This window comes from Leifsonia sp. McL0607, assembly GCF_049993355.1.
Classification (GTDB): domain Bacteria; phylum Actinomycetota; class Actinomycetes; order Actinomycetales; family Microbacteriaceae; genus Leifsonia.
On sequence record NZ_CP188253.1, the window covers coordinates 3,838,962 to 3,864,920 of the forward strand.

At 66.8% G+C, this 25,959-nt stretch carries 30 protein-coding genes and 2 pseudogenes; 14 read left to right on the forward strand and 18 right to left on the reverse strand.

The window, feature by feature from the left end:
* Positions 1 to 7: 7 nt before the first annotated feature.
* The 12 genes from ACPPVW_RS18555 to ACPPVW_RS18610 all read right to left on the reverse strand — a co-directional run bounded on the left by ACPPVW_RS18555 (position 8) and on the right by ACPPVW_RS18610 (position 11,137).
* Positions 8 to 667, reverse strand: a complete 660-nt coding sequence (locus tag ACPPVW_RS18555) for a DUF4913 domain-containing protein (protein WP_426624527.1) — start codon at positions 665 to 667, stop codon at positions 8 to 10.
* Positions 664 to 2,340 (reverse strand): type IV secretory system conjugative DNA transfer family protein, encoded by a 1,677-nt coding sequence (locus ACPPVW_RS18560; RefSeq protein ID WP_426624528.1) that lies wholly within the window; start codon positions 2,338 to 2,340, stop codon positions 664 to 666. The genes ACPPVW_RS18555 and ACPPVW_RS18560 overlap by 4 nt, the downstream gene beginning before the upstream one ends.
* On the reverse strand, positions 2,337 to 3,959 hold the full coding sequence (locus tag ACPPVW_RS18565; RefSeq protein ID WP_426624529.1) for a hypothetical protein: 1,623 nt from the start codon (positions 3,957 to 3,959) through the stop codon (positions 2,337 to 2,339). The genes ACPPVW_RS18560 and ACPPVW_RS18565 overlap by 4 nt, the downstream gene beginning before the upstream one ends.
* Complete coding sequence (locus ACPPVW_RS18570) at positions 3,956 to 4,219, reverse strand: hypothetical protein (protein WP_426624530.1); 264 nt, start codon at positions 4,217 to 4,219, stop codon at positions 3,956 to 3,958. The genes ACPPVW_RS18565 and ACPPVW_RS18570 overlap by 4 nt, the downstream gene beginning before the upstream one ends.
* A gap of 8 nt (positions 4,220 to 4,227) precedes the next feature.
* A complete protein-coding gene (locus ACPPVW_RS18575; protein WP_426624531.1) occupies positions 4,228 to 5,724 on the reverse strand; it encodes an SCO6880 family protein in 1,497 nt (498 codons plus the stop codon).
* Positions 5,721 to 7,142 carry a hypothetical protein gene (locus ACPPVW_RS18580; protein ID WP_426624532.1) on the reverse strand — a complete coding sequence of 474 codons (1,422 nt, stop codon included), beginning with the start codon at positions 7,140 to 7,142 and terminating at the stop codon, positions 5,721 to 5,723. The genes ACPPVW_RS18575 and ACPPVW_RS18580 overlap by 4 nt, the downstream gene beginning before the upstream one ends.
* Positions 7,143 to 7,153: 11 nt before the next feature.
* Complete coding sequence (locus ACPPVW_RS18585) at positions 7,154 to 7,555, reverse strand: hypothetical protein (RefSeq protein ID WP_426624533.1); 402 nt, start codon at positions 7,553 to 7,555, stop codon at positions 7,154 to 7,156.
* 429 nt (positions 7,556 to 7,984) lie between these two features.
* Complete coding sequence (locus tag ACPPVW_RS18590) at positions 7,985 to 8,536, reverse strand: hypothetical protein (protein ID WP_426624534.1); 552 nt, start codon at positions 8,534 to 8,536, stop codon at positions 7,985 to 7,987.
* Positions 8,536 to 9,054, reverse strand: a complete 519-nt coding sequence (locus ACPPVW_RS18595; RefSeq protein WP_426624535.1) for a DUF6668 family protein — start codon at positions 9,052 to 9,054, stop codon at positions 8,536 to 8,538. The genes ACPPVW_RS18590 and ACPPVW_RS18595 overlap by 1 nt, the downstream gene beginning before the upstream one ends.
* Complete coding sequence (locus ACPPVW_RS18600; protein ID WP_426624536.1) at positions 9,051 to 9,644, reverse strand: hypothetical protein; 594 nt, start codon at positions 9,642 to 9,644, stop codon at positions 9,051 to 9,053. Before ACPPVW_RS18600 ends, ACPPVW_RS18595 begins: the two co-directional genes overlap by 4 nt.
* Positions 9,645 to 9,664: 20 nt before the next feature.
* The gene (locus tag ACPPVW_RS18605) at positions 9,665 to 10,162 is read right to left on the reverse strand and encodes a hypothetical protein (RefSeq protein WP_426624537.1); all 498 of its coding nucleotides are present in this window, start codon (positions 10,160 to 10,162) and stop codon (positions 9,665 to 9,667) included.
* 48 nt (positions 10,163 to 10,210) lie between these two features.
* Complete coding sequence (locus ACPPVW_RS18610) at positions 10,211 to 11,137, reverse strand: hypothetical protein (RefSeq protein ID WP_426624538.1); 927 nt, start codon at positions 11,135 to 11,137, stop codon at positions 10,211 to 10,213.
* 879 nt (positions 11,138 to 12,016) lie between these two features.
* On the opposite strand from ACPPVW_RS18610, the gene ACPPVW_RS18615 reads away from it, so the two are divergent.
* From ACPPVW_RS18615 to ACPPVW_RS18635, 5 genes and pseudogenes are all read left to right on the forward strand, one after another.
* Positions 12,017 to 12,244 carry a hypothetical protein gene (locus ACPPVW_RS18615; RefSeq protein WP_426624539.1) on the forward strand — a complete coding sequence of 76 codons (228 nt, stop codon included), beginning with the start codon at positions 12,017 to 12,019 and terminating at the stop codon, positions 12,242 to 12,244.
* Positions 12,245 to 12,317: 73 nt separating this feature from the next.
* Complete coding sequence (locus tag ACPPVW_RS18620; protein WP_426624540.1) at positions 12,318 to 12,650, forward strand: hypothetical protein; 333 nt, start codon at positions 12,318 to 12,320, stop codon at positions 12,648 to 12,650.
* Positions 12,650 to 12,790, forward strand: a pseudogene (locus tag ACPPVW_RS18625) (single-stranded DNA-binding protein); the annotation flags it as partial. The gene ACPPVW_RS18620 and the pseudogene ACPPVW_RS18625, both read left to right, overlap by 1 nt.
* 79 nt (positions 12,791 to 12,869) lie before the next feature.
* Positions 12,870 to 13,511 (forward strand): hypothetical protein, encoded by a 642-nt coding sequence (locus tag ACPPVW_RS18630; RefSeq protein ID WP_426624541.1) that lies wholly within the window; start codon positions 12,870 to 12,872, stop codon positions 13,509 to 13,511.
* Positions 13,511 to 13,655, forward strand: a pseudogene (locus ACPPVW_RS18635) (single-stranded DNA-binding protein); the annotation flags it as partial. The gene ACPPVW_RS18630 and the pseudogene ACPPVW_RS18635, both read left to right, overlap by 1 nt.
* Positions 13,656 to 13,711: 56 nt before the next feature.
* On the opposite strand, the gene ACPPVW_RS18640 reads toward ACPPVW_RS18635, so the two are convergent.
* On the reverse strand, positions 13,712 to 14,920 hold the full coding sequence (locus tag ACPPVW_RS18640; RefSeq protein WP_426623612.1) for an IS110 family transposase: 1,209 nt from the start codon (positions 14,918 to 14,920) through the stop codon (positions 13,712 to 13,714).
* Positions 14,921 to 15,022: 102 nt separating this feature from the next.
* On the opposite strand from ACPPVW_RS18640, the gene ACPPVW_RS18645 reads away from it, so the two are divergent.
* The 4 genes from ACPPVW_RS18645 to ACPPVW_RS18660 are packed head-to-tail and all read left to right on the forward strand — an operon-like array spanning position 15,023 to position 16,872.
* Positions 15,023 to 15,532, forward strand: coding sequence for a single-stranded DNA-binding protein (locus tag ACPPVW_RS18645; RefSeq protein ID WP_426624403.1), 510 nt, complete (start codon positions 15,023 to 15,025; stop codon positions 15,530 to 15,532).
* A gap of 20 nt (positions 15,533 to 15,552) precedes the next feature.
* A complete protein-coding gene (locus ACPPVW_RS18650; protein ID WP_426624404.1) occupies positions 15,553 to 16,161 on the forward strand; it encodes a hypothetical protein in 609 nt (202 codons plus the stop codon).
* A gap of 28 nt (positions 16,162 to 16,189) precedes the next feature.
* Positions 16,190 to 16,489: a hypothetical protein gene (locus tag ACPPVW_RS18655; protein ID WP_426624405.1), complete on the forward strand. Its 300-nt coding sequence runs from the start codon at positions 16,190 to 16,192 to the stop codon at positions 16,487 to 16,489.
* Positions 16,489 to 16,872: a hypothetical protein gene (locus ACPPVW_RS18660; protein ID WP_426624406.1), complete on the forward strand. Its 384-nt coding sequence runs from the start codon at positions 16,489 to 16,491 to the stop codon at positions 16,870 to 16,872. The genes ACPPVW_RS18655 and ACPPVW_RS18660 overlap by 1 nt, the downstream gene beginning before the upstream one ends.
* Positions 16,873 to 16,922: 50 nt before the next feature.
* On the opposite strand, the gene ACPPVW_RS18665 is transcribed toward ACPPVW_RS18660, so the two are convergent.
* Positions 16,923 to 17,126, reverse strand: coding sequence for a hypothetical protein (locus ACPPVW_RS18665; protein ID WP_426624407.1), 204 nt, complete (start codon positions 17,124 to 17,126; stop codon positions 16,923 to 16,925).
* Between the two features lie 70 nt (positions 17,127 to 17,196).
* Between ACPPVW_RS18665 and ACPPVW_RS18670 the strand changes: the two genes are divergently transcribed.
* From ACPPVW_RS18670 to ACPPVW_RS18685, 4 genes are all read left to right on the forward strand, one after another.
* On the forward strand, positions 17,197 to 17,490 hold the full coding sequence (locus ACPPVW_RS18670) for a hypothetical protein (RefSeq protein WP_426624408.1): 294 nt from the start codon (positions 17,197 to 17,199) through the stop codon (positions 17,488 to 17,490).
* The gene (locus ACPPVW_RS18675) at positions 17,490 to 18,173 is read left to right on the forward strand and encodes an HNH endonuclease family protein (protein WP_426624409.1); all 684 of its coding nucleotides are present in this window, start codon (positions 17,490 to 17,492) and stop codon (positions 18,171 to 18,173) included. Before ACPPVW_RS18670 ends, ACPPVW_RS18675 begins: the two co-directional genes overlap by 1 nt.
* Before the next feature lie 286 nt (positions 18,174 to 18,459).
* Positions 18,460 to 18,990: a DNA N-6-adenine-methyltransferase gene (locus ACPPVW_RS18680; protein ID WP_426624410.1), complete on the forward strand. Its 531-nt coding sequence runs from the start codon at positions 18,460 to 18,462 to the stop codon at positions 18,988 to 18,990.
* Positions 18,987 to 19,301: a hypothetical protein gene (locus ACPPVW_RS18685; protein WP_426624411.1), complete on the forward strand. Its 315-nt coding sequence runs from the start codon at positions 18,987 to 18,989 to the stop codon at positions 19,299 to 19,301. Before ACPPVW_RS18680 ends, ACPPVW_RS18685 begins: the two co-directional genes overlap by 4 nt.
* Here the strand turns inward: ACPPVW_RS18685 and ACPPVW_RS18690 are convergent.
* On the reverse strand, positions 19,270 to 20,466 hold the full coding sequence (locus tag ACPPVW_RS18690) for an IS110 family transposase (protein ID WP_426624412.1): 1,197 nt from the start codon (positions 20,464 to 20,466) through the stop codon (positions 19,270 to 19,272). The genes ACPPVW_RS18685 and ACPPVW_RS18690 overlap by 32 nt on opposite strands.
* Before the next feature lie 271 nt (positions 20,467 to 20,737).
* Here ACPPVW_RS18690 and ACPPVW_RS18695 point away from each other — a divergent pair, with 271 nt between their 5' ends.
* Positions 20,738 to 21,988, forward strand: a complete 1,251-nt coding sequence (locus ACPPVW_RS18695; protein WP_426624413.1) for a hypothetical protein — start codon at positions 20,738 to 20,740, stop codon at positions 21,986 to 21,988.
* 65 nt (positions 21,989 to 22,053) lie between these two features.
* On the opposite strand, the gene ACPPVW_RS18700 is transcribed toward ACPPVW_RS18695, so the two are convergent.
* The 3 genes from ACPPVW_RS18700 to ACPPVW_RS18710 all read right to left on the reverse strand — a co-directional run bounded on the left by ACPPVW_RS18700 (position 22,054) and on the right by ACPPVW_RS18710 (position 25,943).
* On the reverse strand, positions 22,054 to 22,977 hold the full coding sequence (locus ACPPVW_RS18700) for a L,D-transpeptidase family protein (RefSeq protein ID WP_426624414.1): 924 nt from the start codon (positions 22,975 to 22,977) through the stop codon (positions 22,054 to 22,056).
* Between the two features lie 78 nt (positions 22,978 to 23,055).
* Positions 23,056 to 24,885: a hypothetical protein gene (locus ACPPVW_RS18705; protein WP_426624415.1), complete on the reverse strand. Its 1,830-nt coding sequence runs from the start codon at positions 24,883 to 24,885 to the stop codon at positions 23,056 to 23,058.
* Positions 24,886 to 25,001: 116 nt separating this feature from the next.
* Positions 25,002 to 25,943: a hypothetical protein gene (locus ACPPVW_RS18710; protein ID WP_426624416.1), complete on the reverse strand. Its 942-nt coding sequence runs from the start codon at positions 25,941 to 25,943 to the stop codon at positions 25,002 to 25,004.
* Positions 25,944 to 25,959: the final 16 nt, after the last annotated feature.

Genomic DNA, 25,959 nt, shown 5'->3' on the forward strand with positions numbered 1-25,959 from the left:
TGTCGTGTCAGTGTCGTGGGATGAGGAACGTCTCCGGCGGTGCCTGGTAGCCGAGACGGACCACGGGCGCACGATGCTCGAGCTCGCACTTGCGGAACGGTCCGCGCGAGGACAGCAACATCGGCACGTGTCGGTCCCAGTGGTCGACCCACCACGAGGAGCGGGCGCGCTGGTCGTCGCTGCCGCGCGCCTCCTCCCAGGCCAACCACAACGCGGTCAGCCGGGCGATGGCCTCCGGGTGCAGGTACCAGAGTGTGCACCACAGGTGCTCCTCGGTGGACTGATTCGCCGTCTCGATGATCGGCAGGAACTCCGCCGCCCACGACAGGAAGAGTGCCGTGTATTCCTCGTCTAGGAGGGGTGCCTGCTCCTCGTCAGCATCGTCGTCCTCGGACTCCGGCCGCGGGAAGATCTGCTGCACGGCGGCCGCAGTGTGCTCGCGGATGTGCCCCAGCTGCTCATCCGAGAAGATCTCGGCTGTCGCCTGCCGGGTTGCCTTCTCTACCGCCTTCTTCAGCATCTCGGTGGCCGCGTCGTGCGCGGTCTCCTTGATGGCATCCGCGTTCAGCGCGGCGCTGATCATCGCATCCAGATCGGAGCCTGCCGGGGCCGGGGGCGCGCCGGTCTCGGCGTCGTCGGCGGTGTCGGTGGTGTGTTCGTCGTTCATGCGAGTCCTTCTTTCACGAGTGCTTCCAGGTCAGGTCGTTCCCACCACGGCCGCATCCGCACCAGGGCGGGGCGGGCCTTGCCGGAGAACACCACGGCATCCCATTCGTCCATCGAGGCGAGATCCGCGGTGCTGAGGATGGGTGCTTCCTGGAGGCCGACGGAGGAGTTCACGCCGCCGCGCCCGGAGGAGACGGTGGAGGTCTTCTTGTCGTACGGGCCGATCATGCGAGACAAGCCGCCGAGCCAGGGTTCGTCGTTGCTGCCGCCGCCGTAGACGCGGATCGCGCAGGCGTCGTAGTAGGCGTCCATGCCGGCTTTGCCCCAGATCCCGATGCCCTGCTCGTACGACTGGAGATAGCCGTTGATGCAGAGCCCTTTCGACCCGAAATGCGATGCCTGGGCGGGCAGTCGCCGCCACCGCACGATGTTGCCCAGCTCGTCGACCTCTCCCACCAGCGGGACTGGCAGCCGGCCACCGTTGGCGGCCGCCAGCTGTTCGCCGCGGGCGCACACCGCCTGCAGCAGCCCGGTGACGCCGGCGGAGCCGGATCCCGGGCCGTTCTGAGAGAGCATGATCAGGGTGTCGCGGGAGCGTAGGAATGCGTCCGGGTCGAATACGTTGAGCCCGCGGGTGGGGGTGGTCCACCGCATCAGGTCGTCGTCGCCGAGCGCGGATGCCATTCGCTGGGCGACGGCGAAGATGCTGCCGCGGGTCTTCTCGGGATGCTTCATCACACCGCGCACGGTGTTCGCCGGCCCAACTTTGCCCGCAGCCCGCAGGATGCGCTCTGGCTGCTCGCCGTCCAGCAGCGCGATCCACTCATACACCTTCTGCAGATGCACCGACGGCTCAAGCGCGGCCGCGAAGAGGAAGCAGGAGAGCAGGCCGCGACCGGCGGGGTCGAAGTGCGGGTCCTTCTTCACCGGCTCCCCATCGGGGAGGCTGGAGTCGTCCAGGATCCAGGCGAGTTCTTCGGCGTGCCGCATCGCTTTCACCGATCCGAGCAGGTCGATGGTGAACGTGGGTTCGCCGTCGGTGTAGATGCCCTGGTTGTCGAACAGGAACACGCGACGGGTGCCGTTGCCCTTGCGTCCGGCGATGACCTCGGCGACCCCGTCGACCTTGTTGCTGGTCATGAGAGCGGCGCCGGGGGCGGCGATCATGCGCGGGACCACTAGGGCGCTGGTCTTGCCGCGGCCGGTACCGAGGATGAAGATGCCGCAGTCTCGCCAGCCTTGGTAGGCGTACTGCGTCGGCCGGTTCTTGTATCGGCCGAGCTCCAGGCCCGGGGCGAGGTTCTCCGCGTTCGGGTGCAATCGGGCCGCCTCCTGCGCCCGGTTCTTCCGTCCGAGCGCGGCGACGTTCCGGCGCTTGTTCAGCAGTTTGGCCGCCTGCTTGGCCTTGGACCGCGGCACCCGACGGATGAACGACACCGCCACCAGGCCGGCGACCGCGAACACCACCAGCACGATCAGCAGGGCGGGCGCCGCTGCCGGCAAGGCGACCCTCCGGCCGACCAGCGACGCTGTCAGCGCCGGTGCCCACCAGGAGTACGTGCTTCCGGTGGGGGTGAACAGGTTCCCTAGCTGCACCATGAGCGGCACCCCACCGAACAGGCAGACCAGGCCGATGCCGTAGCGGATCAACGTGCGAAGCGGGTGGCGGATCATCGAAGACCTCCGAGATTCTGGGGGCTGGTGCGTGCCCAGCGGGTGTTCGTGTCATGCAAACGCAGCTCCTCGCCGGTCACGGTGATCCGCACCGGGATCCCCGGTGCCTCGCCGACCTTGATCAGTGCGTGCCCGGCCCCTGGCGGCGGTTTCGGCCGCGAACCGGCGCGGCGTTTCACCCGGAACGAACGCGGTGTGCGCCAGCCGGCGACTGCTCGGTGCTCGACCCGGGAGAGACTGATCGAGGTCTCGTCGAGGGCACGCAGGTCGGTCTTGGCCAGGCCGAACATGATCAACATGCCGGACTTCTCCGCGAACGACATCGCCAGCACCCGGTCGGTGCGGGTGGGCAGCGCCTTGGGATCCTTCGGCGAGTGGGTGATCTTCACCTCGCCGACGCCGGCCGACCGGTTTGTTCGGGCCAGCTGGTCGATCATCGCTGCAAGGCCGGGCGCCAACGACATCGGCTTCCACAGTTCGTCCTGCACCACCAACGCCGTCGTCCACTCCGCCAGCTGCGCCCGCGACAGCTCCCAGAGCGCGTCGATCGCCGCGAACCCGTGCGCCCAAACGGCGATCATCACCGCCGCGAGGACCTTGTCGTCAGCGCGGGCGACCTTGGAGATGTCCACCGACACTCCCCCGGGCAGCCCCACCGGAATGGGGGTGGACTGGGTGCCGGCGAAATAGGCGCCCATCGGGCCGAGCAGGATCGACCGGACCGTCCGAAGCAACCGTTGAGAGGCCTTCCGGTATCCCTTCTTGCTGTAGGTCACAGCGACTCGGCTGAGCGCCGGATCGCCGGCGGTAAGGATGTCGTCGAGGGTGTGCAGCGACGGGTTATCGTGCTGCTCGTGGGCCAGCCGGATGGCGACCGTAATGAGGGTCTCCTCGTAATCCTCCAGGCCGCGGCCCCGAACCAGCCGGCAGAGGGCGAGGACAAGGGTTGTGGCCTGCTGCAGCGCGAGCGCGTCGAGCTCGGCAGCGACCTGAGCGCCGGTCTTGAACAGGTCGTTGCCGAACTCGTCGGTGCCGGCATGCACCTGCTCGACATCACGGATCCGCTCGGCGGCGTCGTGGAGAGCGCCGAGAGCGAGAAGGTTGATGCTGAAGGTCCCGGGGGCGACCTCGAGCACCTCCCCACCGAGCTCACGGATCACCGCCGTGTATTCGCCCTTGATGTCGCCGAGCACCAAGGATGGGATGTACCGGTCGGCCAGGCCGAAGATCCACCGGGTGACGAGAGTGGACTTCCCGAGCCCCGGCAGGCCGAAGATCATCGCCGACGGGTTCGCGATGAACCCGGCCCTAAACCAGGAGATCGGGTCCGCGTAGACCAGCGACCCTGTCTCGAGGTCTTCGCCGAGCGGAACCCCAGAATCCGGGCGAGAGGAACCGACGATGAACGGCCAGAGCCCGCACACCTGCACGCTCGCCGCCACGAACGTCGCCGGTGCTGGCATCAACCGCCACCGGCCGCCGCCGACACCGGCGAAGCCGCGGCGAGTCAGCGGAAGCCGTCGTGGCTGCTGGTAGCCGGCTGCCCGACGAGTGCGCCGCGGCGACCGGCGGAGCCGCTCGCGCGCGTCGAGCACCTCGACCGCGGAATGGCGGCTCACCAGCCGACCCCCCAGCTGGTCGTCACCAGGTGGAGACGGACTGGTCGACCGCTGCGGGCGTCGACTCCGACAACCGGAGCGAGCCGGGTCGGGTCCAGGTGCGCGGACGAGCCCACGACTTCGGCCGTGCCTGCGCACCCGGACTGGGAAGACCGGACCTGCATGCCGACGGCAACGACGCTGCCGCCGAGCTCGCGGATCGCCTGCGCGTACGAATCCGCATCCGGGCGGGACGCGACGTAAATTGTGCGTGTCTTCATGGGGAGCCTCATTTCCAGATTGGGTTGTCGCTGAATTCCCAGGGGACGATCCCGAAGGGCAAGGTGAGGTGGAACGCGGGGGCCTGCAATCCGCTGACCTCCCGCACCCGCATGCGGGACGACGTCATCAGGGAGCGCAGGGTGTTACGGGCAAGCCGCTCGGACTCGGTGTCGTCCTCGAACGTGCACGTCGCCATGATCGAGAACGGAACAAGGGAGGCGCCCTCGGCCAGCTGCGCGTCGAGGGCGGTCGCGACACGGCCGTCCCGGGCGATGGTTGCCGTGCGCCGTCCCTTCTTCTGGCTGGCCGCGAAATCTTCGGCGCGCACGGCGGCCTCGGCGGTGCTCTGGCCTTTCTCGATCGAGACGGGCTGGTAGAAGATCGTCACCCGCTTGCGCAGGAACACGCTGCTGGGGCGCAGCAGCCGCAGCAGGTGGTTCTCGTACACCGTCCCTCGCGGCGGGAGCCGCATTTCGAGCGTGAATGACGAACCCCCGTCATGGTGGAGCACCTTCCGCGACGCCGGCTCCGACAGGAACGACGGACCGGCATCCTCCCAGCGCAGCTGCACGACCTCTTCTCGGGCGCGGAGCTCGTCGAAGGCTTCCTGGTCGGACGGCTTGTAAGCCAACCGGGCGGTCTCGACCAAATCGGGCTCGAGCATCGGTGTGGGGTCGCCGGCTCCGCCCGCGGTGAGAGCGTCCATGTGACCGGGTAGCCGTTTGGCGATTTCAACGACGACGTCGGCGTCAGTGGCGGTCTCCACCGTCATGGCTGATTTGCGCCAGACGAGAGTGGCGTAGCCGACCAGGTCAGAGAGCCCGGTCGGCAATTCGTCAACGACGGCATCCATCACCCGGGACGCCGCGGCCGGGGCGTTCGGGTGACGGTTCCCGCGGACATTCTCCCGCAGTTGCACCCCGGTGCCCTGGAACGAGTCGATCGTGACGGTCGCCCCGACCAAACCCTCATCGGGGCTCACGCGGTCATGCAGCCAGGCCCCGTACTTGGCGACCATCATGTCCACCGTGTCCTGATCGTTCGTGCCCCGGCCTTCCGGGTAGCAGCGCAGGCTCACCGCGAAGAGGCCCTGGAGGGGGTAGTGGATGACGTCGAACGGGGTGTCGCGACCGTCGCGCTCGTGCAGGATCTCGGTGGACGCGAGAACGCCGGGCATCGGATGCCCGCCATAGCTGCCCGCAAGTGCTGCAGCGGCACCGGTCACGTAGCTGTTCTCGCCGCGCTTGGCCATCCTGGCGACGTTCCGCTTTTCGGCACGACGGCGAGCCAACGTCTTCCCGTCGTACTTCCACCCGTAGAACAACTCAAAGAGTGCAAGGCCGAAGGCGAGCAGCCCGGAGATTCCCCAGTTCTCAGCACGTTGCTGGACGATCAAGATCAGCATGATGCCGACGCCGAGGCCAACCGTGCCAAACAGGGTGAGCCTGAAGAGGCCTGGCGACTTCCGTTCGAACCATCCGCCGTAGTTGATTCGTAGGCTCATGCTTTTCCTCCGATAATCTCGTCGACGTCGTCGACTCCCTGCCGGGCGGCTCGTCCGGCAGCGCTGCTGATGTGGTGGGCGGCTTGCTGCGCGGCGTACGCCCGATGGGTGTTGTTCGCCGAACTCTCCGGTGTCCGCGCCTTTGTCGCTCCGGTCGGGGCGGCGGGCTCACGGGTTTCGGCGGGGCCGGTCGATGCGGCGCCGCTGGGCGCCGCGGGGCCGGTCGATGCGGCGCCGCTGGGCGCGGCGGAACCGGGGGCGGATCCGGCATCGGAACTCGTCGAGGCTCCACTGGGAGGCGCCGGGTTCGGGGACCCACCGCCGTCGGTGCTGCCCGACTCGCCGGTCGGGCCTCCTCCGGCCGGTCCGGTCGATGTGTTCGCGGCGGGTGAGGGTTTCCCGGCGGCTTTCCCACCGCCCATCGCACCGCCGACGACGCCGGCAGTGACGACCATGGCGCCGATCGCGGCGGCGGTCTCGGCGACCGTGATGGCGGCGTCGAGTGCGATCCGGCCGCCGTAGGCTTTGCCGAGCGTCGCGGTCGATGGGGCGATGATGCGGAAGATCGCCGGCAGCGCGAAGATCGCGATGACTTGGAGGATCATTCCGGCGATCGCGCCGTTGACACCGTCGTAGCCGGACTTGAGCCGGAACGCGGTCACGTAGACGATCGCGGCCGGTAGCGGGTAGACCACGAAGGCGAGCCCCCATCCGATGATCTTCTCGAAGGAGCTGGTCGCCTTCCCGCCGATGGTGGCGATCGCGGCCGCCAACGGTAGGACGCCGACGAAGAGGGGCATCAAAGACCCGCGGGCAAACATGATCCCGTATTGGATGAACACGCCGATCGTGCCGATGATCGCGGCGATCAGGTACACGCCGGGCATGTTCGCGATCACTGCAGCCTCAGTAACGGCCGCCCCCGCGGTGATGTCAGCTTGTCTGAGGACGTCGCTCGCCATGGCGTGAATGCCCAGCTCGATCGCGGCGGCGATTGCGGGGCCGGCGTTGTTGAGGATCAGCATCCACATCAGCGACAGCCCCAGCTTCCGTGCCCTGTCCCCTCGCAGCGTGATCATGAGGTACACACTGTTGACCAGGATGCCGATGATCGCGGCCACGGCCGTGAGGTAGGAAAGCACCGCGATCAGCCAGATCGTGGTGCCGTTCGGGTCGTTCAGGTCGGTTACCGGCGGCAGGTTGATCCAGGAGCTGAGGAAGTTGAGTTCAAACTTCTGCCAGCTGACCATCCACCCCGTTGCGATACCGCTCAGGGCAGAAGTGGCGAGGTTGTCGGTGCCGTTCGCGATGGCGTCGGAGACGCTCTCGTTGACCTCCAAGCCGGTCTGCATCATGTTGCAGGTGCCGTCCCACCATGCACAATTCAGATTCGGCGCTGCCTGCACGATGGTGTCCACGGTCGCAATCGTCATTGGCTGCCACCGGCCCCCAGGGGCCGCTGCCAGGGGATGTACCCGTCCGGGTCCACCGTGATCTGCCCGTTGAGCGACGTGCTGCCGTCTGGTGCCAGTTGGACCGCCCAGTCGCCGTTCTGCCACACCAGGGTGACGTCGAAGCCGGTGTATTGTCCGCGCTGCGGCCAACTCTCCACCAGGAGCACCACGGCCTGCTCGGCGGTGAAGGACTCCACTCGATACCCGACAGAGCGACCCCAGACCCGCGACTCCGGCGGCTGGGTAGCGTAGGTGGTCGGCAGCTGTTGCTGGGCCGCGGTGAGGCCGTCGTTTCGCACGTACTGTGCGTCCAGGATCTGCAGCGCCGACGGGACGTCAGCGGTGCGGATGGTCTGCAGGATGTTCACCGCCGCCATCGCGGCCCCGTTCGGGGAATGTTGGAAGCAGCGCTCGATCCCGTCGACGTTCCGGGTCGGTCCGGCGGTGGCCGAAACCGGCCATGTGGTGCCGTAGTGTGCTTGCCAGCTGATGTCATCTGGCGCGTGATCCGGAGCCTCATCGGTGACTGGTTGAGTTGGACACAGCGCGGGAACGGCAGTGTCGGTGGTCGTCGGCGTCGCGCTGGGGGCAGGTCCGGCCGGCTGCGTCTCGGGTGACGAGTTTGAGCCTTCCGGCAGCAGCCAGATCAGGCCGCACATCACCAGAGGGCCAGCGACAAGGATCCAGCACAGCCAGAGCGTCCAGGTCTTGCCGGGACCACCGCCGAACGTCGACGTCGACCACCAGCGAGAGAGCGGGCCGCGGGCCCCCGTTGACTTGTTCCTCTTACCCAAGGGACTGTCCGATCAGCCGAGAGTGGAGGCGATCGGGAAGAATGCTCCGGCGATCGTCGAGGCGAACGATGCAACGAGTGAGCCAAGGACGAACCACTTGAAGTCGTCGATGAACTTTTCCATCCCGTGGTTCCGGTACGCCATTACAGCCCCACCAGCAAGACAGAGCAGGCAGATGACGGCGAGAATGCCGACGACCCAGATCGAGTACCCGATGACGAGGTTGACGGTGGGGCTGATGCCAGGAATCGCGACAGCGGTGATCGTGAGCTTGATGCTGGGGAAGAAGATCGCCACGATCTGCGGCGCATTGGAGCCGATCACGGCGCCGAGGAACCAGTACTTGGCCTTCTCCATGAACTGCTCGCCCTGGTTGTTCCTGTAGTTCTCGTAGCCGGTGCTGGCGAGGATGATCAGCCCGAACAAGGCCGCGACCGACACCCCCCAGAAGATCCAGCCGAGCACCTTGTTGACCGTGTCGCCGACTCCGGGGATCTCCTTGCCATCGATCAGTGGGAGCATCCCGGAGGCATGCAGGTCGAGTAGGTGGGTGAGGGTGTGCATCAGTTGCTCTCCTGTGGTGCGTAGTAGCGGTTGCGGAAGCTGGTCAGGAAGGTGGCTGCGGCCCTGTCGGTGGTGTCGGTCGGGTCGGTGCGCCAGGCGGGCACGAAGGGACAAGTCAGCGTCGCGATCGCGGTTCCGGTGATGATGTAGGCGCGGTCGGTGATCGGTTTGGTAAGACGACCCGGTGCGTCACGGTTGAATACGACGAGGTCGTACAGGTCCGGGTGCGCGCCGAGCGCTCTCTGCATCGCCTGCAGGCCCGCAAGGTGGGTCCGGGCGATCAACACGCACAGGCGCTTGGTCGGCAAGGCGGCCAGGTCGACGGTGTCGAAGCGGCCGCCGTCGATGCCGCCGAGCAGGCCGGCGAGCATCGAGCTGCCGGCGCCTCCGTGCGCGCCGTAGAACACCGGCCGCGGGTGCAGGCACCAGGTGCAGAACCGGTGCGCCTCCACGGCGAGCTCTCGCCCGCATCCCACGCACGCTGTTGGCGCCAGATTCAGCAGCGGAGACCGGCTCATAGCGCCTCCTGCAGCGGCGGCTCCCAGGACAGTTGCCAGCCTCGCTGCCTGAACTGGCGCCATGTCGACGGCAGATGGTTCGCCAGGGTGGCGCATGCGGGGAGATCGGCGTGGAGGGAGTAGAACACCGCTCGGTAGGTCGTCCCGTCGCCGTAGACATACACGTCGGCGCCGATGCGAGCGTTGGCTCGCTCCAGGGCATCGAGCAACGGCAAAACGGTGGTCGCTGGGGCGCCGGTGCGGGTGCCGAGGGTGAGGTCGCTGCGCACAGCGGCCGCGCTGAGCCAGGCGCGTGCCACGTACGTGGTGCGGAACAGAATCGGCGCAGGAGCATCCGATTCGGGTCGCATGTCTCCGTTGCAGAGTTCCCGCAACCAGGGTGCAGCGGGACCGTCATCGGGGAGGGACTGACGACCGCCTGGACCGGTGAACTGCACCGAGAGGTCGCTGGCGTGCTGCCACGCTGCGCGGGACCACTGGCGGGCGTATCCCGCGCTGGCAGCCTTCGCCCGGGCCTGTACGAACAGATCCAGCCGCGTCGAGCCCGCCCCGAACCCGAACGTGTGCGCCGCCGACGATGTCGCGGTCATCAGTGTCCTCCCCGACCCGGCTACTTCGCGACCGGCCGGCGGCGGCGCGACAGAGACAGCGCCACGCCGCCACCGATCACGAGCGCTGCGGCGACCGCTGACGTTGCGATCGCTGCCGTGGCGTCAGCACCGGTTGCTGCGAGTTGGCTGCTGTCACCACGCGAGCTCTTGGACGATCCGGATGACTTACCGCCCGTTCCCGTCGCCGAGCCGTCGCTGCCGGTAGAGCCCGTCGAACCGCCTTCGGAAGGCGATGTTGCGGACTCGTCGACCGGCTCATCGATGGGCTGGTCGGTCGGCTCATCAGTGGGCTGGTCGGTCGGCTCGTCGACGGGGGTGTCGGTCGGCTCGTCGACGGGCTCGTCGACGGGGGTGTCGGTCGGCTCGTCGATCTCCTGAGTGTGGAGGGCCGACTGTTCCGAATCGGACCCGGCCGCGTATGCCGGCAGAGCCGTCCCGAAGCCGAGCAGCCCGGCCACGGCCACGCCGGCGGCGAGGGATGTTGCGGTGCGAATCAAGGGGTATTCCTTTCTCGGAGGTTGCTGCCGGGCGGTCGCCCGGCAGGTTCACCGTTTTGGTGACGGTGAAGTCGTGGGGTAGGTCGCCACCGAGCCGGTCGCCTGCAGCACGAGCAGCGCGCCCGACGAAGTCACGCCGATCGGGTCTCCGTGAGGAGTGGGGACAACGCTGGTCGAGCCGTCGGCCGCTTGGATGGCGGTCGCGGTGTCGGTTCCTCCGTAGAAAACGCCGTCGCTCAGCGCTGTGCGCGCCCGGAACGTCGGGTCAGGGACTGTGACAGACCCCGTCCGCAGGTCCAACCGCACAGGTCCGGTCATCGCCGTCGCACGGTCCGGGCTCACCAGCAGCCGGGGGTTGTCGTCGGGGGTCGTCGCGCTGCCGAGCAGGGCGCCGTCGGTTGGGCTGTAGGCGGCGATGCTGGTCGTGCCGTCTGGGAGGAGCCAGGCGAGGACGACGGTGGCGTCGTTCGTCCACAGGGCACGGGTGACGCGGGCGCCGTCCGCTGGAGCGGCCAGCTGGATGGGATTGGCGGCGGTGCCGGCGGCGGTGGCGATGTAGAGCATCCCTCGAGCCGAGACCCAGCGGGCGTTGCCGTCTTCGAGGACGCCCGTCGAGACCATCCCGGGTTTCGGCGGAAGGTAGGAGATCACTCCGCCGGCGGAAAGAAGCCCGACCGTCGACAGGTTCGGTCCCGACAACACCAGAACGCCTGAGCCACGGGTGACCAGCGTCGCGGCTGCCGGCAGCGTAACTGCGACGGGCTCGGTGCCAGGTGTGTTGAAGATCCAGGCGGTGTCGGTGTCGGTGTCGACGGCGATCAGCGCTGGGTGTCCGTCGACGGCGCCGGCCAAGAGCCGGGAGATCGTGCCGGAGGTGCTCGTTGCGTTCTTGCCGTCGGCGCCGGTGACCACCACTCCGGTGGCCGTGATTTGCCCGACGAGCTTGCCAGCGTCGGAGAGAACGGCTGCGGACACCTGGTCAGGCCCGGTCCAGGTCGGTGTTCGACCGAACCCGGGAAGAGTGACAGTCGTTGTGGCGCTTGTGGCGCTTGTGGCGCTTGTGGCCGCAGGCGACGGCGTTGGTGCCGGCGTGCTCGTCGATGCAGAAGCCACCCAGAGTCCTCCTCCGATGACGACGGCAGCGGCGATCGCGCACGCAACTGTCACAACGGTGACCCGCCCGAGCCGCGAGGCCTTGTGGATCCGGGACGGATGCCGCACCAGCGCCGTTCCCGGTCGCGGCACCCGGAAGAGCTCCTCCGCTGCGGTGATGCTGGCGGGCGTCGGGGAGGCAAGCTGCTTGCTTTCCCGTGGTGCTGACACGACGGCCGGCCGACGCGCAGGTGCCGTCAGAGCCGCAGACGGCAGCACCGAGGTATCGGGGACAGCGGGAGCGTCCAGGACCGGCTCGTCGCTGTCTTCTTTCGCTTCGACCGACGCAGGTGTCTCGACGGCTGCCAGAGGGGCACCGCAGCTGCCGCAACCGGCCGCGGCCGGATGCACCGGCTCGCCGCATTCGGGGCACGCCGCAGGTCGGCTCGCGCTCGCATCGGTCACAGTCAGGTCTCCTTCGCCTCAGGGAAAAGCGAGGTCGCGGCGGAGCGACCGTCACCAAGACGAAGGGGTGCCGTGCGGGCTCGCTGACCCCGCACGGCACCCCTTCGTTTCTGTAAGCCCCAAGCCGGTGGCCGCCCATCACGGACAGAGGAAAGCGATGACTCCGACCAACACTCCGCACGCCACACGGACCCGGTCCGGGCCCGGCTCTCAAGCGGCGACCGAGATCCATTCGAACGTGGGCGTCGACCCGATGGATCCCCTTAGCGCGGCCTGCAGCCAGTGACGCCCGCGACGATGACCGACCACCTTGTCCCGGTGATGTCGCCCGACATCCCCCTCAACCCCACCAACGAGCTCGACGTTGTCCGTCAACAGAAGATGGTCCGCGACCACGATGCCGACGTCGCTTCGCTCACCGAGAAGGGCTACCACGTGGTCCCCGAAGCGAACGCTGCGATCAACTACCCCGACCGGCGCCCGGCTACCTACACGCTCGTCACCTGGCTGGAACCACCCCAATGACCGGTGGATACCGGCTCGCTCGCTGGTGGAAACGACACCGCATCAACCGCACGATCAAGAAGGACCCCAAAGGATGACCGACATCGACCGACGAAAAGCACGGCCCGCACTGCCGGGCATACTCAGCAAACGCAACATCGGCTGCCTCATAGGGGCTTGCCTGCTTTACGTAGCCGCAACCATCGCGCCGGCTGGAATTCGCGACATCGCTGCTGCATGGGAGGCGGCTACGAACGCGGAGCGCGTAAGTTTTGCGGGAGTTCTCTTCAGTGCATCGGCCTATGCGATTGCAGTAGCTCTGGTCATCCTCGTGTTCGCGCGTCTTCTGATTGCAGTGATCTTCGAGGGCAAGTATGCGCGCGACGTCGCCATGCGTGTCGGCGGCAATGAGGAGGATGCGTTCTGATGGCCGGCGAGACGGTCATCACCGTGGTGGGCAACCTCAAGGCCGATCCCGAGCTGCGGTATAGGCAGAGCGGGCTGGCCGTCGGCAACTTCACCATCGCGTCCACGCCCCGCACGTTCGACCGTCAGGCGAACGAGTGGAATCTCAATGATCCTGTCAAGCTCGCAAGGACAGACTGCCGCTCAGAGCCTTCCGCATTCACGCGAGGGGGTCGCTGCAATGGGTGATTCGGTCGCGTGGCGAGAGGCCCTGGCAGTCTTCGCGACGCTGCTAGCGCTGACTCAGGTAGTGCCGTATGTAGTTAGCATCCTGCGGGGACGGACTAGGCCGAGCCTGACGAGTTACCTGATCTGGGCGGCGGTCGAGTGCCTCGGCGCGGCAGCCTACGTCGCCACTCTCGGGCCGGTAGCAGCGACCTGGCCGAGGATCGCATTCGCGGCCAGTGGCGTCACCGTGCTCGTGCTGGCTATTCGAAGGGGACGCCACACCCCGGTCACAAAGTTTGAGGTGGCTTCTATCGTCGCCGCCGCTTCCGGTGCTACGGCCTGGCTTGTGTTCAATACTCCGATGGTGTCGTTGCTGGTCAGCGGCGCGGTGTCGGCGATCGCCTATTCCACCACCATCCGCAAGCTGTGGCACCACCCGGGAACCGAAGACGTTGCGGCATGGGTCATGACGTCTGCGGCAAGCGTGCTGAACGTCGTCATCCTCACCACAGTCAGCGCCGACGTGCTGCTGCCCATCCTCGTGACTCTCGTCGGATCCGCCGTCATCACGGTGTTGATCCTCCGCAGCGCGATCCTCAACCGTCGTTCGGAAAGGAACGAACACCACATGAACAACACGCGAGTGAGCGCCTGATGGCCGGCGAGACTGTCATCACCGTGGTGGGCAACCTCACGGCCGATCCCGAGCTGCGGTACACGCAGAACGGGCTGGCCGTGGCCAACTTCACCATCGCGTCCACGCCCCGCACGTTCGACCGTCAGGCGAACGAGTGGAATCTCAATGGGGTTTGTCAACCGCGAAGGGTCAGATGGAGGAGACTCAGCGCGCTCGACCTATGCGGCTGCGAGCATCGGCTGGGATCCATGCGCCGGGTCGAACGGCTGCCCGCTGCGGTGGATGGCCCAGAGGACGTTGATGCGTCGTCGCGCGAGCGCGAGGACCGCTTGTTTGTGGGTCTTGCCCTCGATCCGTTTTCGTTCGTAGAAGGCGCGGGAGACGGGGCAGCTCCAGGCAGCGGTTTGTGCAGCGAGGTAGCACGCTCGAAGGAGGCGACGATCGTAGCGTCTGGGTCTGGAGTGGTTGCCGCTGATCTTCCCCGAGTCGCGTGGGGCGGGGGCCAGACCGGCAACGCCTGCGAGCCGGTCGGCACTTCCGTAGGCGGCAACGTCTCCGCCTGTTGCAGCGACGACGTCGGCGCCGAGGAGCGGGCCGAAGCCGGGGATGCTGAGGATGAGTTCGGCGGTGTGGTGCTCTCGGAACCGTGTCTCGATCTGGCGCTCGATCTCGGCGATCTCGCGATGGAGTCGGAGGATGTCAGCGGCGAGCCTCTGAACGATCATCGCGCTCGTGGCCTGGCCTGGGACCGTGGAGCGTTGGTGCTTGGCGACGGCGACCGCGCTGGCCGCGAGCTTCCCCGGCTTTCGGCATCCCTGCTTCTTCAGCCACGTCGTCAAGCGGGTTTGTCCCATCCGACGGATCGCGTCGGGCGTTTGGTAGCGGGTCAGGAGAAGCAGCGCGGACTTCGTACTCGCGTAGTCGAAGGCCGCTTCCAGTCCCGGGAAGAACTCGAGCAAGACCGCACGGAGTCGGTTGATCGTCCGGGTGCGATCACAGACAAGATCGACGCGGTGAGCAGTCAGAAGACGCAACTCGATGCTGATCTCATCTCCTACTCGAATTGGGTGCAGGTCGCGCCGCATTCGCGCTTGGTCGGCGATGATCGCGGCGTCCTTCGCGTCGGTCTTCCCGTCGCCGCGGTAGGTGCGAGCGGCGTGGTGAACGGTGCGGCCGGGAATATAGAGCAGAGGCTGGCCGTGATCGGTGAGGATGCTGATGAGCAGGCTCGCGCCACCGCGATTCAAGTCCGTGGCCCAGCAAATCTCTCGATCGCCGGCGAGAGTCACGACGTCGGAGAGCAGATCGAGGATCTCCCCCTCGTTGTTAGCAACCCGGCGGGAGAACAGCCGTTGGCCCTCCTCGTCGATCACCACACAATGGTGGTGTCCTTTTCCTGCGTCGATTCCGGCCCACAGCTGCGGCACGGTCACTTCCTTTCGTCTGGGTGTGTTGCGCCCAGCAGCCGACCACGCCGTCACTTCCTTACAAAGCGATCACGTCGCACTTCTCAATCAGCGGTCGAGTCGATGCGGAACACCGGGCGGCCATTCCACTCAAGCCATCTACGCGGCAAAGGATGGTCAGCCATACCCGGTGTCCCTGGGAGCGGTCGAGAGCTTACTGAGACTCCCAATCCACACGGATCAAACGTAAGGAAGGACGGTGAGGCACTGTTCCTGCGCGCGAGCGTTTGGCGCGAGTTCGCCGAGCACGTCGCGGGCTCGCTGACGAAGGGGTCCCGTGTCATCGCTCAGGGTCGCCTCAAGCAGCGCTCCTACGAGACGAAAGAGGGCGAGAAGCGCACCTCGATCGAGCTCGAGATCGATGAGATCGGTCCGTCGCTGCGTTACGCCACCGCCCAGGTGACGCGCACGCAGTCGTCCCGTGGCCCTGGTGGCGGCTTCGGCGGGGGTGCTCCCGCTGTCGAGGAGCCGTGGGCCGCGTCCGCGCCGGCCGACCCGTCCGCGGGCGCCCCAGATGCCGGAGGCTGGGCGGCTGCCCAGCCCGGCGCCTACAACGACGAAACCCCGTTCTAAGAGCACAGAGAGAGATGGCCATGACCAACAGCAATCCGAAGGGTGAGCTCGTTTGCTTCCCCGCCCCTACTCGTCCGTCGCTGCCAGTGGAGGCGTATCAGGATCCGCGGGTGATCTGTGACGTGCGCGAAGGCGACCACCTGGTCGCGGTGGGCACGTACCCCCGGGACGTCGATCCGCGCCGAGCCGCTCAAGCGGTGGGTGCGCTCGAGCCCGTGCAGCCGAACGGTCCTGCGAACGGGATCTGGCACGGTGAGGTACCGGAGTGGAACCTCAGCATCCGAATGGTCCCAGCAGCCGACGACGCACCCATGCCCGCGAGTGCGGAGATGGAGACCGAGAACAGCACGTTCTCGTTCTCGGGCAAGCGCGACGAGATCAGCCGGCGCAACGACAAGGCTGAGCGGCGACGTCAGCTCCGGTTCGCTGCCCACATGCTCGAGCAGGGGTTCCGGCCCTCGAACACCGTGATCGGCACCGACGACCGCGCGGGCCGTCGGATCGAGACCGACTACTACGTCCAGGACCCGGACCTCCTGCTCGCCGCGCACGCACGGCGACACCATGCGCGGCGGGATGCGCAGGCTGCCGAGCGTCAGGGCTGGTCGATGGCGCAGGTGGCGCGGTGAACGCCGGCGGATGCGACGAGGTGGCGTGATGCTGCACCAACTCGCTGAGTCCGAGGCTCGCGCTGTCGAGCTCGTGGGTTCCTACCCGCTCGCGTCCGACCCGACGACCATGTCCATCGGGTTGACGGCTCTGCTGCTTCTGATCGTGGCAGTGCCCGTCGGCGTCTACCTCGACCCACGGCGTCGCTCGCGGAGCACTCCGGCGCCGCTGCGCCAGACCCGGCACTGCGCGAAACCGAAGCATCAGCACGGTCACCCGATCCCGGTGCGGCGGAAGACCTTCGTCGCATCCGAACCCACCAGGGCCATTCTGAAGGGCGGAATCTGATGACCCAAGAGACCAACACGGTCAACCCGGCCCAGCTCTACAACCAGACCGGTGACGGCCGCCCCGTGGCCACCATCGGCTGGCTGGTGATCGTCACACTCGCCGCCATCGGTGGCGCCTTACTCCTTGCTGCGACTCTCGGTGCGGGAGACGCCGCCCTCACCATCGGTGTCTGCGCGGTCGTCGGCGCAGCCCTGATCGTCGGTGCGGTCCTCAGGGCGGCGGTGGCCGACCGGTACCGGACCCGTCTGCGACGACTGCTCGCGGAGAATCACATCGAACCGGTGCGCATCGGCGTCAGTCTCCGTCCTGCCGCGACACCGGTTGGAGCGCCGAGCGAATGCATGCACGAGTGCTGCCGAATGGCGCGTCAAGCAGCATGAGGGAGCACGAAACGAGGGGCCGAACGATCCCAGATCGTTCGGCCCCTCCCCTATGCGCCGAACTTCTCCGCCAGCCGGATGCTCTCGCGGGACATTCCGCCAAACGCTTCTGCGATCTCCCGCTGCGTCAGCTTCAGTGCGAGCGCCGCCCGGACCGCCTCTCCGCGCCGCTGCGGCCAGGACTCCTTCTCCGCCTGCAGCTCACGGCACCGTTCGAGCGCTGCCTCCTGCTCCGGTGTTCGCGCTTTCGCCATAGCAGCATCGTAACCCAGAAGGCCAAATCAATCTGGCCAAATCTATTTGGCATACTCCGAGGGGAAGACCATGAGCCGCACGACCGGCACGCTGTCATTTCAGCCGGCACAAGACGACCGGCCGTTGTTGGAGAGCGTCGTCACGGCGGAGATCCCCCGCGCCTACGCAGGCAGGTTGATTCGCACCAGGAAGCTCCAGGAGCGCGCGCTCGAGCTGCGGGCCTTGGCCGCGGGAGGGTTCCGCCTGATCGAGACGGAGGCGGTGAGCGAGGCCGACGGGTCTGATCGGTATCGGATCATCGACACGCTGAAGTTCGATGCCGACTACCACCCGTTCGGTCGACCCGAGTTGGTGGGGAGCTGATGCGTGCGGTTCGGCGATCGCTGATCGGCCTCGTGACGGTCGTGGTTCTCGCCGTCGTCGCGGCCGTGACCGCCACGAGCTCCCAGACACGCCCCGAGCCCGAGTCCGACCGGCGGAGCGTATTGTCCGCTGATGCGGTCGCGACAGCAGCCTTGCTCGCGCAGATCCCGGACCGCTCTCCCGGAGGGGTGCCGGCCTACGATCGCCTAGCTGATTTCGGGCCGGCGTGGTACGACATCGACGAGAACGGCTGCAGTACCCGCGACGACGTCCTCGCCCGCGACCTCGACAACGTCGTGACCACAGACGGATGCACCGTCCTCGCCGGAATGCTGAACGACCTCTACACGGCTACAACGATCGGCTTCCGACGCGGCGTCGAGACCTCCCGACTCGTTCAGATCGATCACGTCGTCCCGCTCGCCTACGCATGGGGGCACGGCGCATCCACCTGGACCGGCGAGCAGCGCCTCGATTACGCCAACGACCCCCGCGTACTCCTCGCCGTCGACGGCAGCGCCAACCAGGCCAAGGGCGCCGCCGGTCCTGCCTCCTGGATGCCCTCGAACTCTGCCTTCGCCTGCGCCTACGTCGCCCGCTTCGTCGGAATCCTCCACGACTACCAGCTGAGCGTCGACGCCGCAGACCGCACCGTGATCTCGAGCATCCTCACCAGCTGCTGACCACTAGAAAGGCCCTGACTTGAAGTACCCCTTCACGGTCACCTTTGCCGCGGGAGCCTGCGGTGCACATGCCTGCACTTGTTGGGGGCCGAAGCGCTCCCCCAACTCTACGAGTCTCCCCGGCACGGCCGCCGGCATGCAGGGTGAGCAGCCCCGTTCCTAACACCACTGAATCCCAATCAAGTTTGCAAGTCCTTCAACACCGAAAGGGTGAAAGTGAAATGACCGATATGGACCAGGTTGCAGGGCTCGCGCGATCCCCGCGAGATGGAGACCAGAGCCAGTGATGAGCACCCTTCCACTGTTTGCTGCCCCCGTCGATCGCACAGAGACTGACGAGCGCTACACGCCGCGCTGGATCTTCGACGCGCTCGGCGAGACGTTCGACCTCGATCCCGCGAGTCCCGTTGACGCAGAGACTAACGTGCCGGCGCGAGCGGCGTTCACTCGCAACGACGACGGGCTTGCGCAACCTTGGCACGGCTTCGTTTGGCTCAATCCTCCGTTTTCGAACAGCACGCCGTGGTCGGAGCGTTTCCTCGAGCACGCGGACGGGATCTGGCTAGGGCCGCACGCTAACGCGCGGTGGCTTCACCGCATGCTGTGCACCGCGGACTCGATTTGGCTCATGCGTGATTTCGCGTTCGACCACCCCACACACGCGGGCAAGCGCTCGAGCATGCCCCTCACGATGTTCGGCTATGGCGATCGTGCCGCGCGTGCGCTCGCGCGAGCTGCCCACGCGGCGCCCGACGTGGGGGTACTTGTCAGCCGAAGCACCGAGACACCAGAACTAACGATCGCGGGTGAGCAATGACGGCTGTGCTCGTATCGCTGACGATTCGGCAGGCGCAGGAGCTTTCAGCGCGGACCGGAGACATGATCGTGACGCCGAGGACGCTCGACCGTCTCCGCGGACACGTGGTCGATGGAGTTGCATTCCACAGATCGGCGTCAGAGCTGAACGTGACCGAGCGAGTCTTCGTTGCCGAGGCGATCGCGAGCGCGAGCGCGCCGGACTTGTGGGGCGAGCGCGTGCGGATCCGCCTTGACCGCTGGGTCGACGGATTCTACGACGAGACAGCAGACACCGCCGTTACACCGGTGCTGGGAGCGGCTGATGCGTGAACAATTTTCCGTCGCGAAGGATCGCCCAGATGACGTTGATACGGCGGCGAGCGAGGCAGAGAACAGCCTGCTTGTGGTTCTTGCCCTCTTTGCGTTTCCGTTGGTAGAACGCCTTCGACACCGGGCAATGCGCGGCGGCGACCTGCGCAGCCATGAAGCACGCTCTGAGCAGTCGTCGGTTGTAGCGGCGAGGCCGTTGAAGGTTGCCGGCGACCCGGCCGGAGTCATGCGGTGCGGGGGCAAGCCCGGCGATGCTCGCAAGCCGGTCCGCTGTCTCGAACGTGTTCATGTCACCGCCTGTTGCCGCGAGAAACTCGGCGGCGAGCAGCGGCCCGAAGCCTGGGACACTCAGCAGGCCCTCCGCGTGCTGATGCTCTGCCAACTGCGCCTGGATTTCGGCATCGATCGCCGCGATCTCGTCTCGGAGCTCAAGGACCTGCTCGGCAAGGCGCGCCACGATCGACGCGCCGACTTGCTGAGCGGCGACCGTCGTGTGCTGACTGTGCGCTGCTGTGAGTGCCTGCTTCGCGACGCGGTTCGGAAAGTAGCCCCCGCGGCCGCGGATCCAGTCCGCGAGCTCGTCCGGGCGGAACTCGCGAAGGCGCTCCGGGGTCTGGAACTCGCTCAAGAGCACGAGGGCGGTCTTAGTCGTGGAGTAATCGAACGCTGCCTCCAGCGCTGGGAAGTACTCGAGAAGCGTTGCCCTGAGGCGGTTGATGGCTCTTGTGCGGTCGCAGACGAGATCGGTGCGCCGGCCCGTCAGCATGCGCAGGTTGATGCTGATCTGATCGCCGGTACGCAGCGGCAGCAGGTCACGACGCATTCGCGCCTGATCCGCGATGATGCCGGCGTCCTTCGCGTCGGTCTTTCCTTCGCCCCGGTAACTGCGAGCGGCGTGGTGGAAGGCACGGCCGGGAAGGTAGAGCAACGGCTGGCCGTGATCGAGAAGAATGCTGATCAGAAGCGCTGCACCTCCCTGGGCCATGTCCGTTGCCCAGCAGATCGGCGCGCCGTCGGCAAGCTGCGCAACTTCGCTCAGCAAGGCGAGGATCTCGCTCTCGTCGTTCGCGATCTTCCGCGACAGCAGGCGTTTGCCCTCCTCGTCGACCACCACGCAGTGGTGATGAGTCTTGCCAGCGTCGATCCCGGCCCAGATTTGCGGCACGGTGGTCTCTCTTTCGTTCGATGTGAGGTGTGTTGCCCAGCGAACGGCCTCGCCGTCATTTCCTTACGCAGCGATCACAGTCGCGTATCCCAATCAGCGGTCGAGCCGTTGCGGGAGGTCGGGTGGCGATTCAGCGGGAGCCATTCAGGGGCAGACACGATAGAGCCATGCCCGACCTCCCCGGGGCGGTTAGGAGCATACGACGACCCCTAATTCCACACATCAATCAATGTAAGGACACGATAGATTCCAGACAGGAAGGCCCAGTCCAATGAGCACCACTCCCACTCCGATCGTCGACCCGCCAGAGGCGCAGCGATCGCGACGTTCGCTGCGGTTCCTCCTCGCCGCTGCCATCAAGTTCGCTCGCGAACGGAGGCGTCTCGCCCTGCTGATCGGACTCGCCAGCGCTTCGGCGATCGCAGCGTTGATCGTCGGAGTCGTAGCAGCGGTGACGACTATCCAGCGCGCCCAGGCTGACGGCGCCTACCAAACCTGGAGGATCGCGGTCACCCAGAACTACGCGGCCGCCGCCGACGCGGCCGACCACTACGAGCAGGCGCGGGTCCCCGTCGAGGATCTCGCCACGAAACTCCAGCAGGTCTGGGACAGCTCCGACGGCTTCTTCACCGTCGAGCAGCGCGAGGCCCTCGCGAAGGTGCTAAGGCTCGCCACGGCCGGAGCGGAGAAGCCGGCGCCGATCGGCGCGCACCCACCACGAGCCGTCGCCACGAAGGAAACCACCAGCGAGCACCTGCAGGTGATCGCGACCTCACTGCAGAAGCAGCACCGAGCCGAGACCAAAGCGGTCCAGAAGGCCGAGGACGACGTCCTGCGACTCTTCAATCTCAACATGACGGCCACCAAGCAGGTGGTGGAGCTCATCGGAGTCGTCCAAGCCGACGCTGAGGCTGTGCCAGGCGAAGGTCTGCAGGCGGCCGCCGGCGTAGTTCTGGCCACGTGGGACCGGGCGGATGCGGCCGAGCGTGAGGCTCTCCCGAAGAACGCGCTCGAGATCCAGCGCGCCTCGGCCGGCGCCGAGGATCCGGGGCAGCGTCTGCTGGACTATGTCACTGCGGCCGCGAAGGTCAAGGCGTCCCACGAGCAGGTGGTCGCAGCAGAGGCGGCCGCGGCGGCGCAGGTCGCTGCAGAAGAGGCCGCGCGCAGCGGACAGCCGACGTACACCGACCCGACCACCGGCGAGACGAAGAGCACTCCGCGAGCGAGCGGCGACACAGGTGGCCAGCAACCAACTACTGGGTCGCGGCCGAGCACCCCGTCCGCGCCAGGTGCGCCAGCGCCCGCGCCTGCGCCCGCGCCGGCGCCGGCAGGCCCGAGCCACGAGAAGAAGGTGCGGTGGGGATCGAAGGCGGATGGGTGCCCGAGCGGCGCTGTCGCGGGCTGGGACTACGGTCCGGTCGCGTACGGGCTCACGCTAGTCGTCCACGACAACTACCTCACGGCGAACTTCACCGACACCGGCTCTGGTTGGGTCGCCTCAGGAACGTACTGCGTCTACTGAGCCACGGCACGGAACGACGGAGGCCCGCACCGAATTGGTGCGGGCCTCCGTCGTTCTGCGTGGGGTCAGTCCGCGAAGCTGACAGGAGTTCCAAGAGGGAGCTGGTTGACCGCGGCGAGGGCTGCAGCGGTCAGACGGATGCATCCGTGGGAGACTGCACCGCTGTTGGTGGAGTTGTAGTGGGCGGCGATGAGGCCGCCGTCGCTGCCGCCCATGGGGTCGTCCGCGGCCGCCGAATGCAGGCTCGTGAGCTGGATCGGGAAGTCAGCCTGCGCGGTGTCCTCGTAGCGGGCCTGGAGGTAACCGGTGGTCCCGGTCGGGGTGGGGGTCTTGGTGGTGCCGACGCCGACCTTGTAGGTGACCTTCTCGGAGCCGCGCATGATGGTGAGAGTCTGCTTGGAGACGGAGACCGTCACCGTGGCGTCGAGCGTCGCGGACTTCTCGAGCGCACTCAGTGGCACCCAGCCGGCCGTCTGCGCCGCGGCGTCGCCGTCGGTCTGGGAGGGCTTGGTCTGCCGTGCGGGGGTGAGGACGAGCGCCCACTGCTTGCTGGTGGTGACCGGGACGATCACGGTCGGTTGGTTCAGGAAATTCGCGGCCGGCAGCTTCGCTACCGGGGTCTTCTGGTCGACGCCGAACACCGGCACGTCGCCGCTCTTGGCGGTGTAGGCGGCGGTGATGCTCGTCATGTCGACGTCCTTGTACGCCAGGAGTTCCGGGATGACTGCGTTGTAGGTGGCTGCCGGCAGAGCATCCAGGTCCTCCTGGGTGAGATTCGGCACCTCGACGTCGTGCGCCGGCTTCGAGGTCGCGGTCACCGTGGCAGGGTCGGTGGCGGCGCCGATGGCGATCGCTGCGATGGTGCCGGCGATCGCGACCGCGACGACGCCGGCCGCCGCCACGATGCCGATACGGCGGCGGTTGCGGCGAGGATCGCTACGCGGCGTGCCCTTGTCGGCGGTGTCTTCGGGGGTGTGGTCTGTGGTCATTTCTCGATCTTTCAGCTCGTGGTGGAAGTCAGCGGGCCGGGCACCTGTTGCAGGTGCCCGGCCCGGGGTGTGGTGGGATCAGCCGGAGATGATCGGCAGTTCCGGCATGGGGGCCGGTGTTTCCGGGGTCTTCGGCGCCTCCGGGTTTTCCGGGGTCTCCGGGGTCTCCTCGGGCGTGGTCGGCGGGATCTCGTCGACGGTGAAGAGCTCGTCGAGGCAGCCGCCCTCCTTGTAGGGCTTCCCGTCGCGGAAGTACCGCTCCACGAAGCCGTACTGCACGCCGGCGACAAGGGTGCCCGTCTTCTGGGTGCGGTACTTCGCGTGCTTGTTGTTCCCTGGGGTCAGCTGGATGGAGTTGAGCGGAGTTCCGACCTGATTCTCCGGGGTGCAGACGAGCGGCTCGCCGAGCGGTACGGCGTACTGGGTGACCACGATGTAGTCGCCCTTCTTAACCCACCCGTCGACGTCGATCTCGTCCTGCGCCCAAGCCGACTCGTGGACCTGCGGAGTCGTGACGACCTCCACGTCGCGGATGGGGGTGGCCTCGTTCTCGTCGTCGGAGCGCGAGATCCCGAGGACGTCGCCGGTGTCGTGGTTGGTCCAGGTGTGCACCCACATGAGGTGCTTCCCGGCCGTCACGGACTCGTCGAGCGTCGGAATTGTCCACGTGTGGTCACCGGCTTCGGCCGTGTTCCAGACCGGCGAGGTGAACACCGTGGTCCCGGTCGAGACGTCCTGACCCGGGGTCGGCTTCTCGCCAGGCATCAGGTATGCCGTGGAGGTGACGTCGATACCGCCGCGCGGGAAGTACGCCGGCAGGCCGGTCACGGTCACCGTCTCCGAGGCCTCAGAGCCCGGCGACGCGAGCTCCTGAGCCTTGGACGTCACCGGAGGTACGTTGCGCGGGAACGGGTCACCGAACGGGATCGTCGCGGTCTGCGTGTTCGGAACATCGGTGGCGGACACGGTGTCCTGCTGACCGTTGGCGCCGACGTAGTACCGCAGCTGCGGGATCCACTGATCGATCGCGGTCACCGTCACCGAACCGCCCGCCTTGTAGGAGGGGTCGTTCGTGGGCGGGACACCGAGGGTGTTCAGAGTCACGCTGTCGACGGTGCTCGCCGTCGCCTCCCCGGTCTCCTTGACTTTGGAGTTGAAGAACGACCAGTCGCTCTTCGAGCCAACCGGCACACCAGAGAGAGTGACGGTGCCTTCGAAGTTGTGCGACGGATCCATGTTGTTCTCGACGATGGGGTCGAACGCGGTGGCCGGCGTGATGTTCTGGGCCTCAGAGCGCAGGTGGTTCGCGATCGCCTTCACCAGGTCGAACTCGGCCACGGACGACTCAGCGACGATCGTGTTCTTCGCCCAGTTGATCTGGGAGTCGAACGTGGAGCCCGGGTTGCCGTTGTCCGCGATCATCCCGGCCGGGTCAGCGACGTACTGCCCGGCGAATCCGGCCGCCGCAGCCCACATGTTTGCGTTGGTGGCCTGGCCGTTGAACGCGGGCGGGTTCGCCATGTTCTTCTTCATCGTGGCCGTGATCATGTGGATCTGGGCCTTCTGCACGTCGGACAGACCCCGAACATCGCCGGTGACGCCCTGATCGGACGAGCCGCCAGTCGGTGAGGGCGCTCCCGGGACGATGCAGATCGACTCGTCCCCGTTCGGCATCGGGTAGGTGCCCTTGTGGGTGCCGTTGGCAATCGACCCGTAGCCGTGCCCGACGTCGACCGCGTTAGCGGCGGGAGCGGACAGGCCTTCGGCGAGGGCACCGACACCGAGGATAAGCCCGAGTGCTGTCAGGCCGGCCCCGAGTCGTTTCACGGTCCGGCTACGCATTGAGCGCGTCGCCGGAGCGCCAGGCTGACCGGGCAACGTCTTGCCCGATCGGTTCTGAATCTCCATGGATAGGATTCCTTACTTCGTTGACGAGCACGACGGATTTCGCGCTCACTACAAAGAAGGAGGCCGGTGCGGAGTCGCTGACTCCGCACCGGCCGATCCGGGGTATTTGCGCCCTCTCAGGCCGCCACTGACACAGGTTTCGAGATCCTCGACGGGTAGATCTCCCCGAGCGCGGAGAGCTGCTTAGCCTGCAGTGGGGTCGTTCGGCATCCCAGGCACTCGCTCCTGCGGTCGCGGACATGTTTACCGAAGACGGTGAGCCGATTGTGTTGGCCGTACTGATGCGCATTCCGCACTTCAGCCACGTAACCGATGAGGCTCCCGTCGAAGCCCTCCGTGGTTCCCCACAACAGCTGGACGACGGCCTCGATCTGATCAGCCGAGAGATCGGGGAACAGCTCAACGGCGTGAAGGGCTCGATTCGCCCACGTGAACTTCGCTGTCTTCTGATGACTCGGCGTCACCAGCGGGACAGCCGAGACGCACCAGTCGATTAGAGGTGTGATGCTCGCCCACAGGTGGGGCGGCGTCTCCGGGAGGATCAGATCCAGGAGATGAGCTGTCAACTCCTTCCACTCGCGTTCCTCCCCGCCTGCGATCGCGGAGGCTTCGCGCTGCCACCCTGCATCTACCCGCTCATCAAGGGAGTCCACCCGCTCCACCAGCGAGTCCTTCGGTATAGCGGGGTGCGCCTCCGTGACTCGCGCGAACACCCAGCCCGCGATCTGCGCACCCGGCTTCTTCGACCCGGCGGTGGGGACCTTGCACGCCGCACGAATCAGGTACGCGATCGGATCGTCAGCGTTCAGGATCCGCGGCAAAACCGGCTTGCGCCCGTCAGCACAGCGACGGACATCGTGCTCGGCCTCAGCGGCGAGTTGCGTCAGGACAAGGTTCACGGCGTCCAACCGGTCGAACTGGGGAGCACCGAGACGCGTGAGTGCAGTGTGGATCATCGGGCCAGCGACATACTGCGAGATCGCCTGCGCGAACCGACGGCTCAACGCACGGTCATGCAGGCCCGCACCGCCTTCGACCATCTGTCCGATGGTCTCCACGATCGTTACAGTCGCC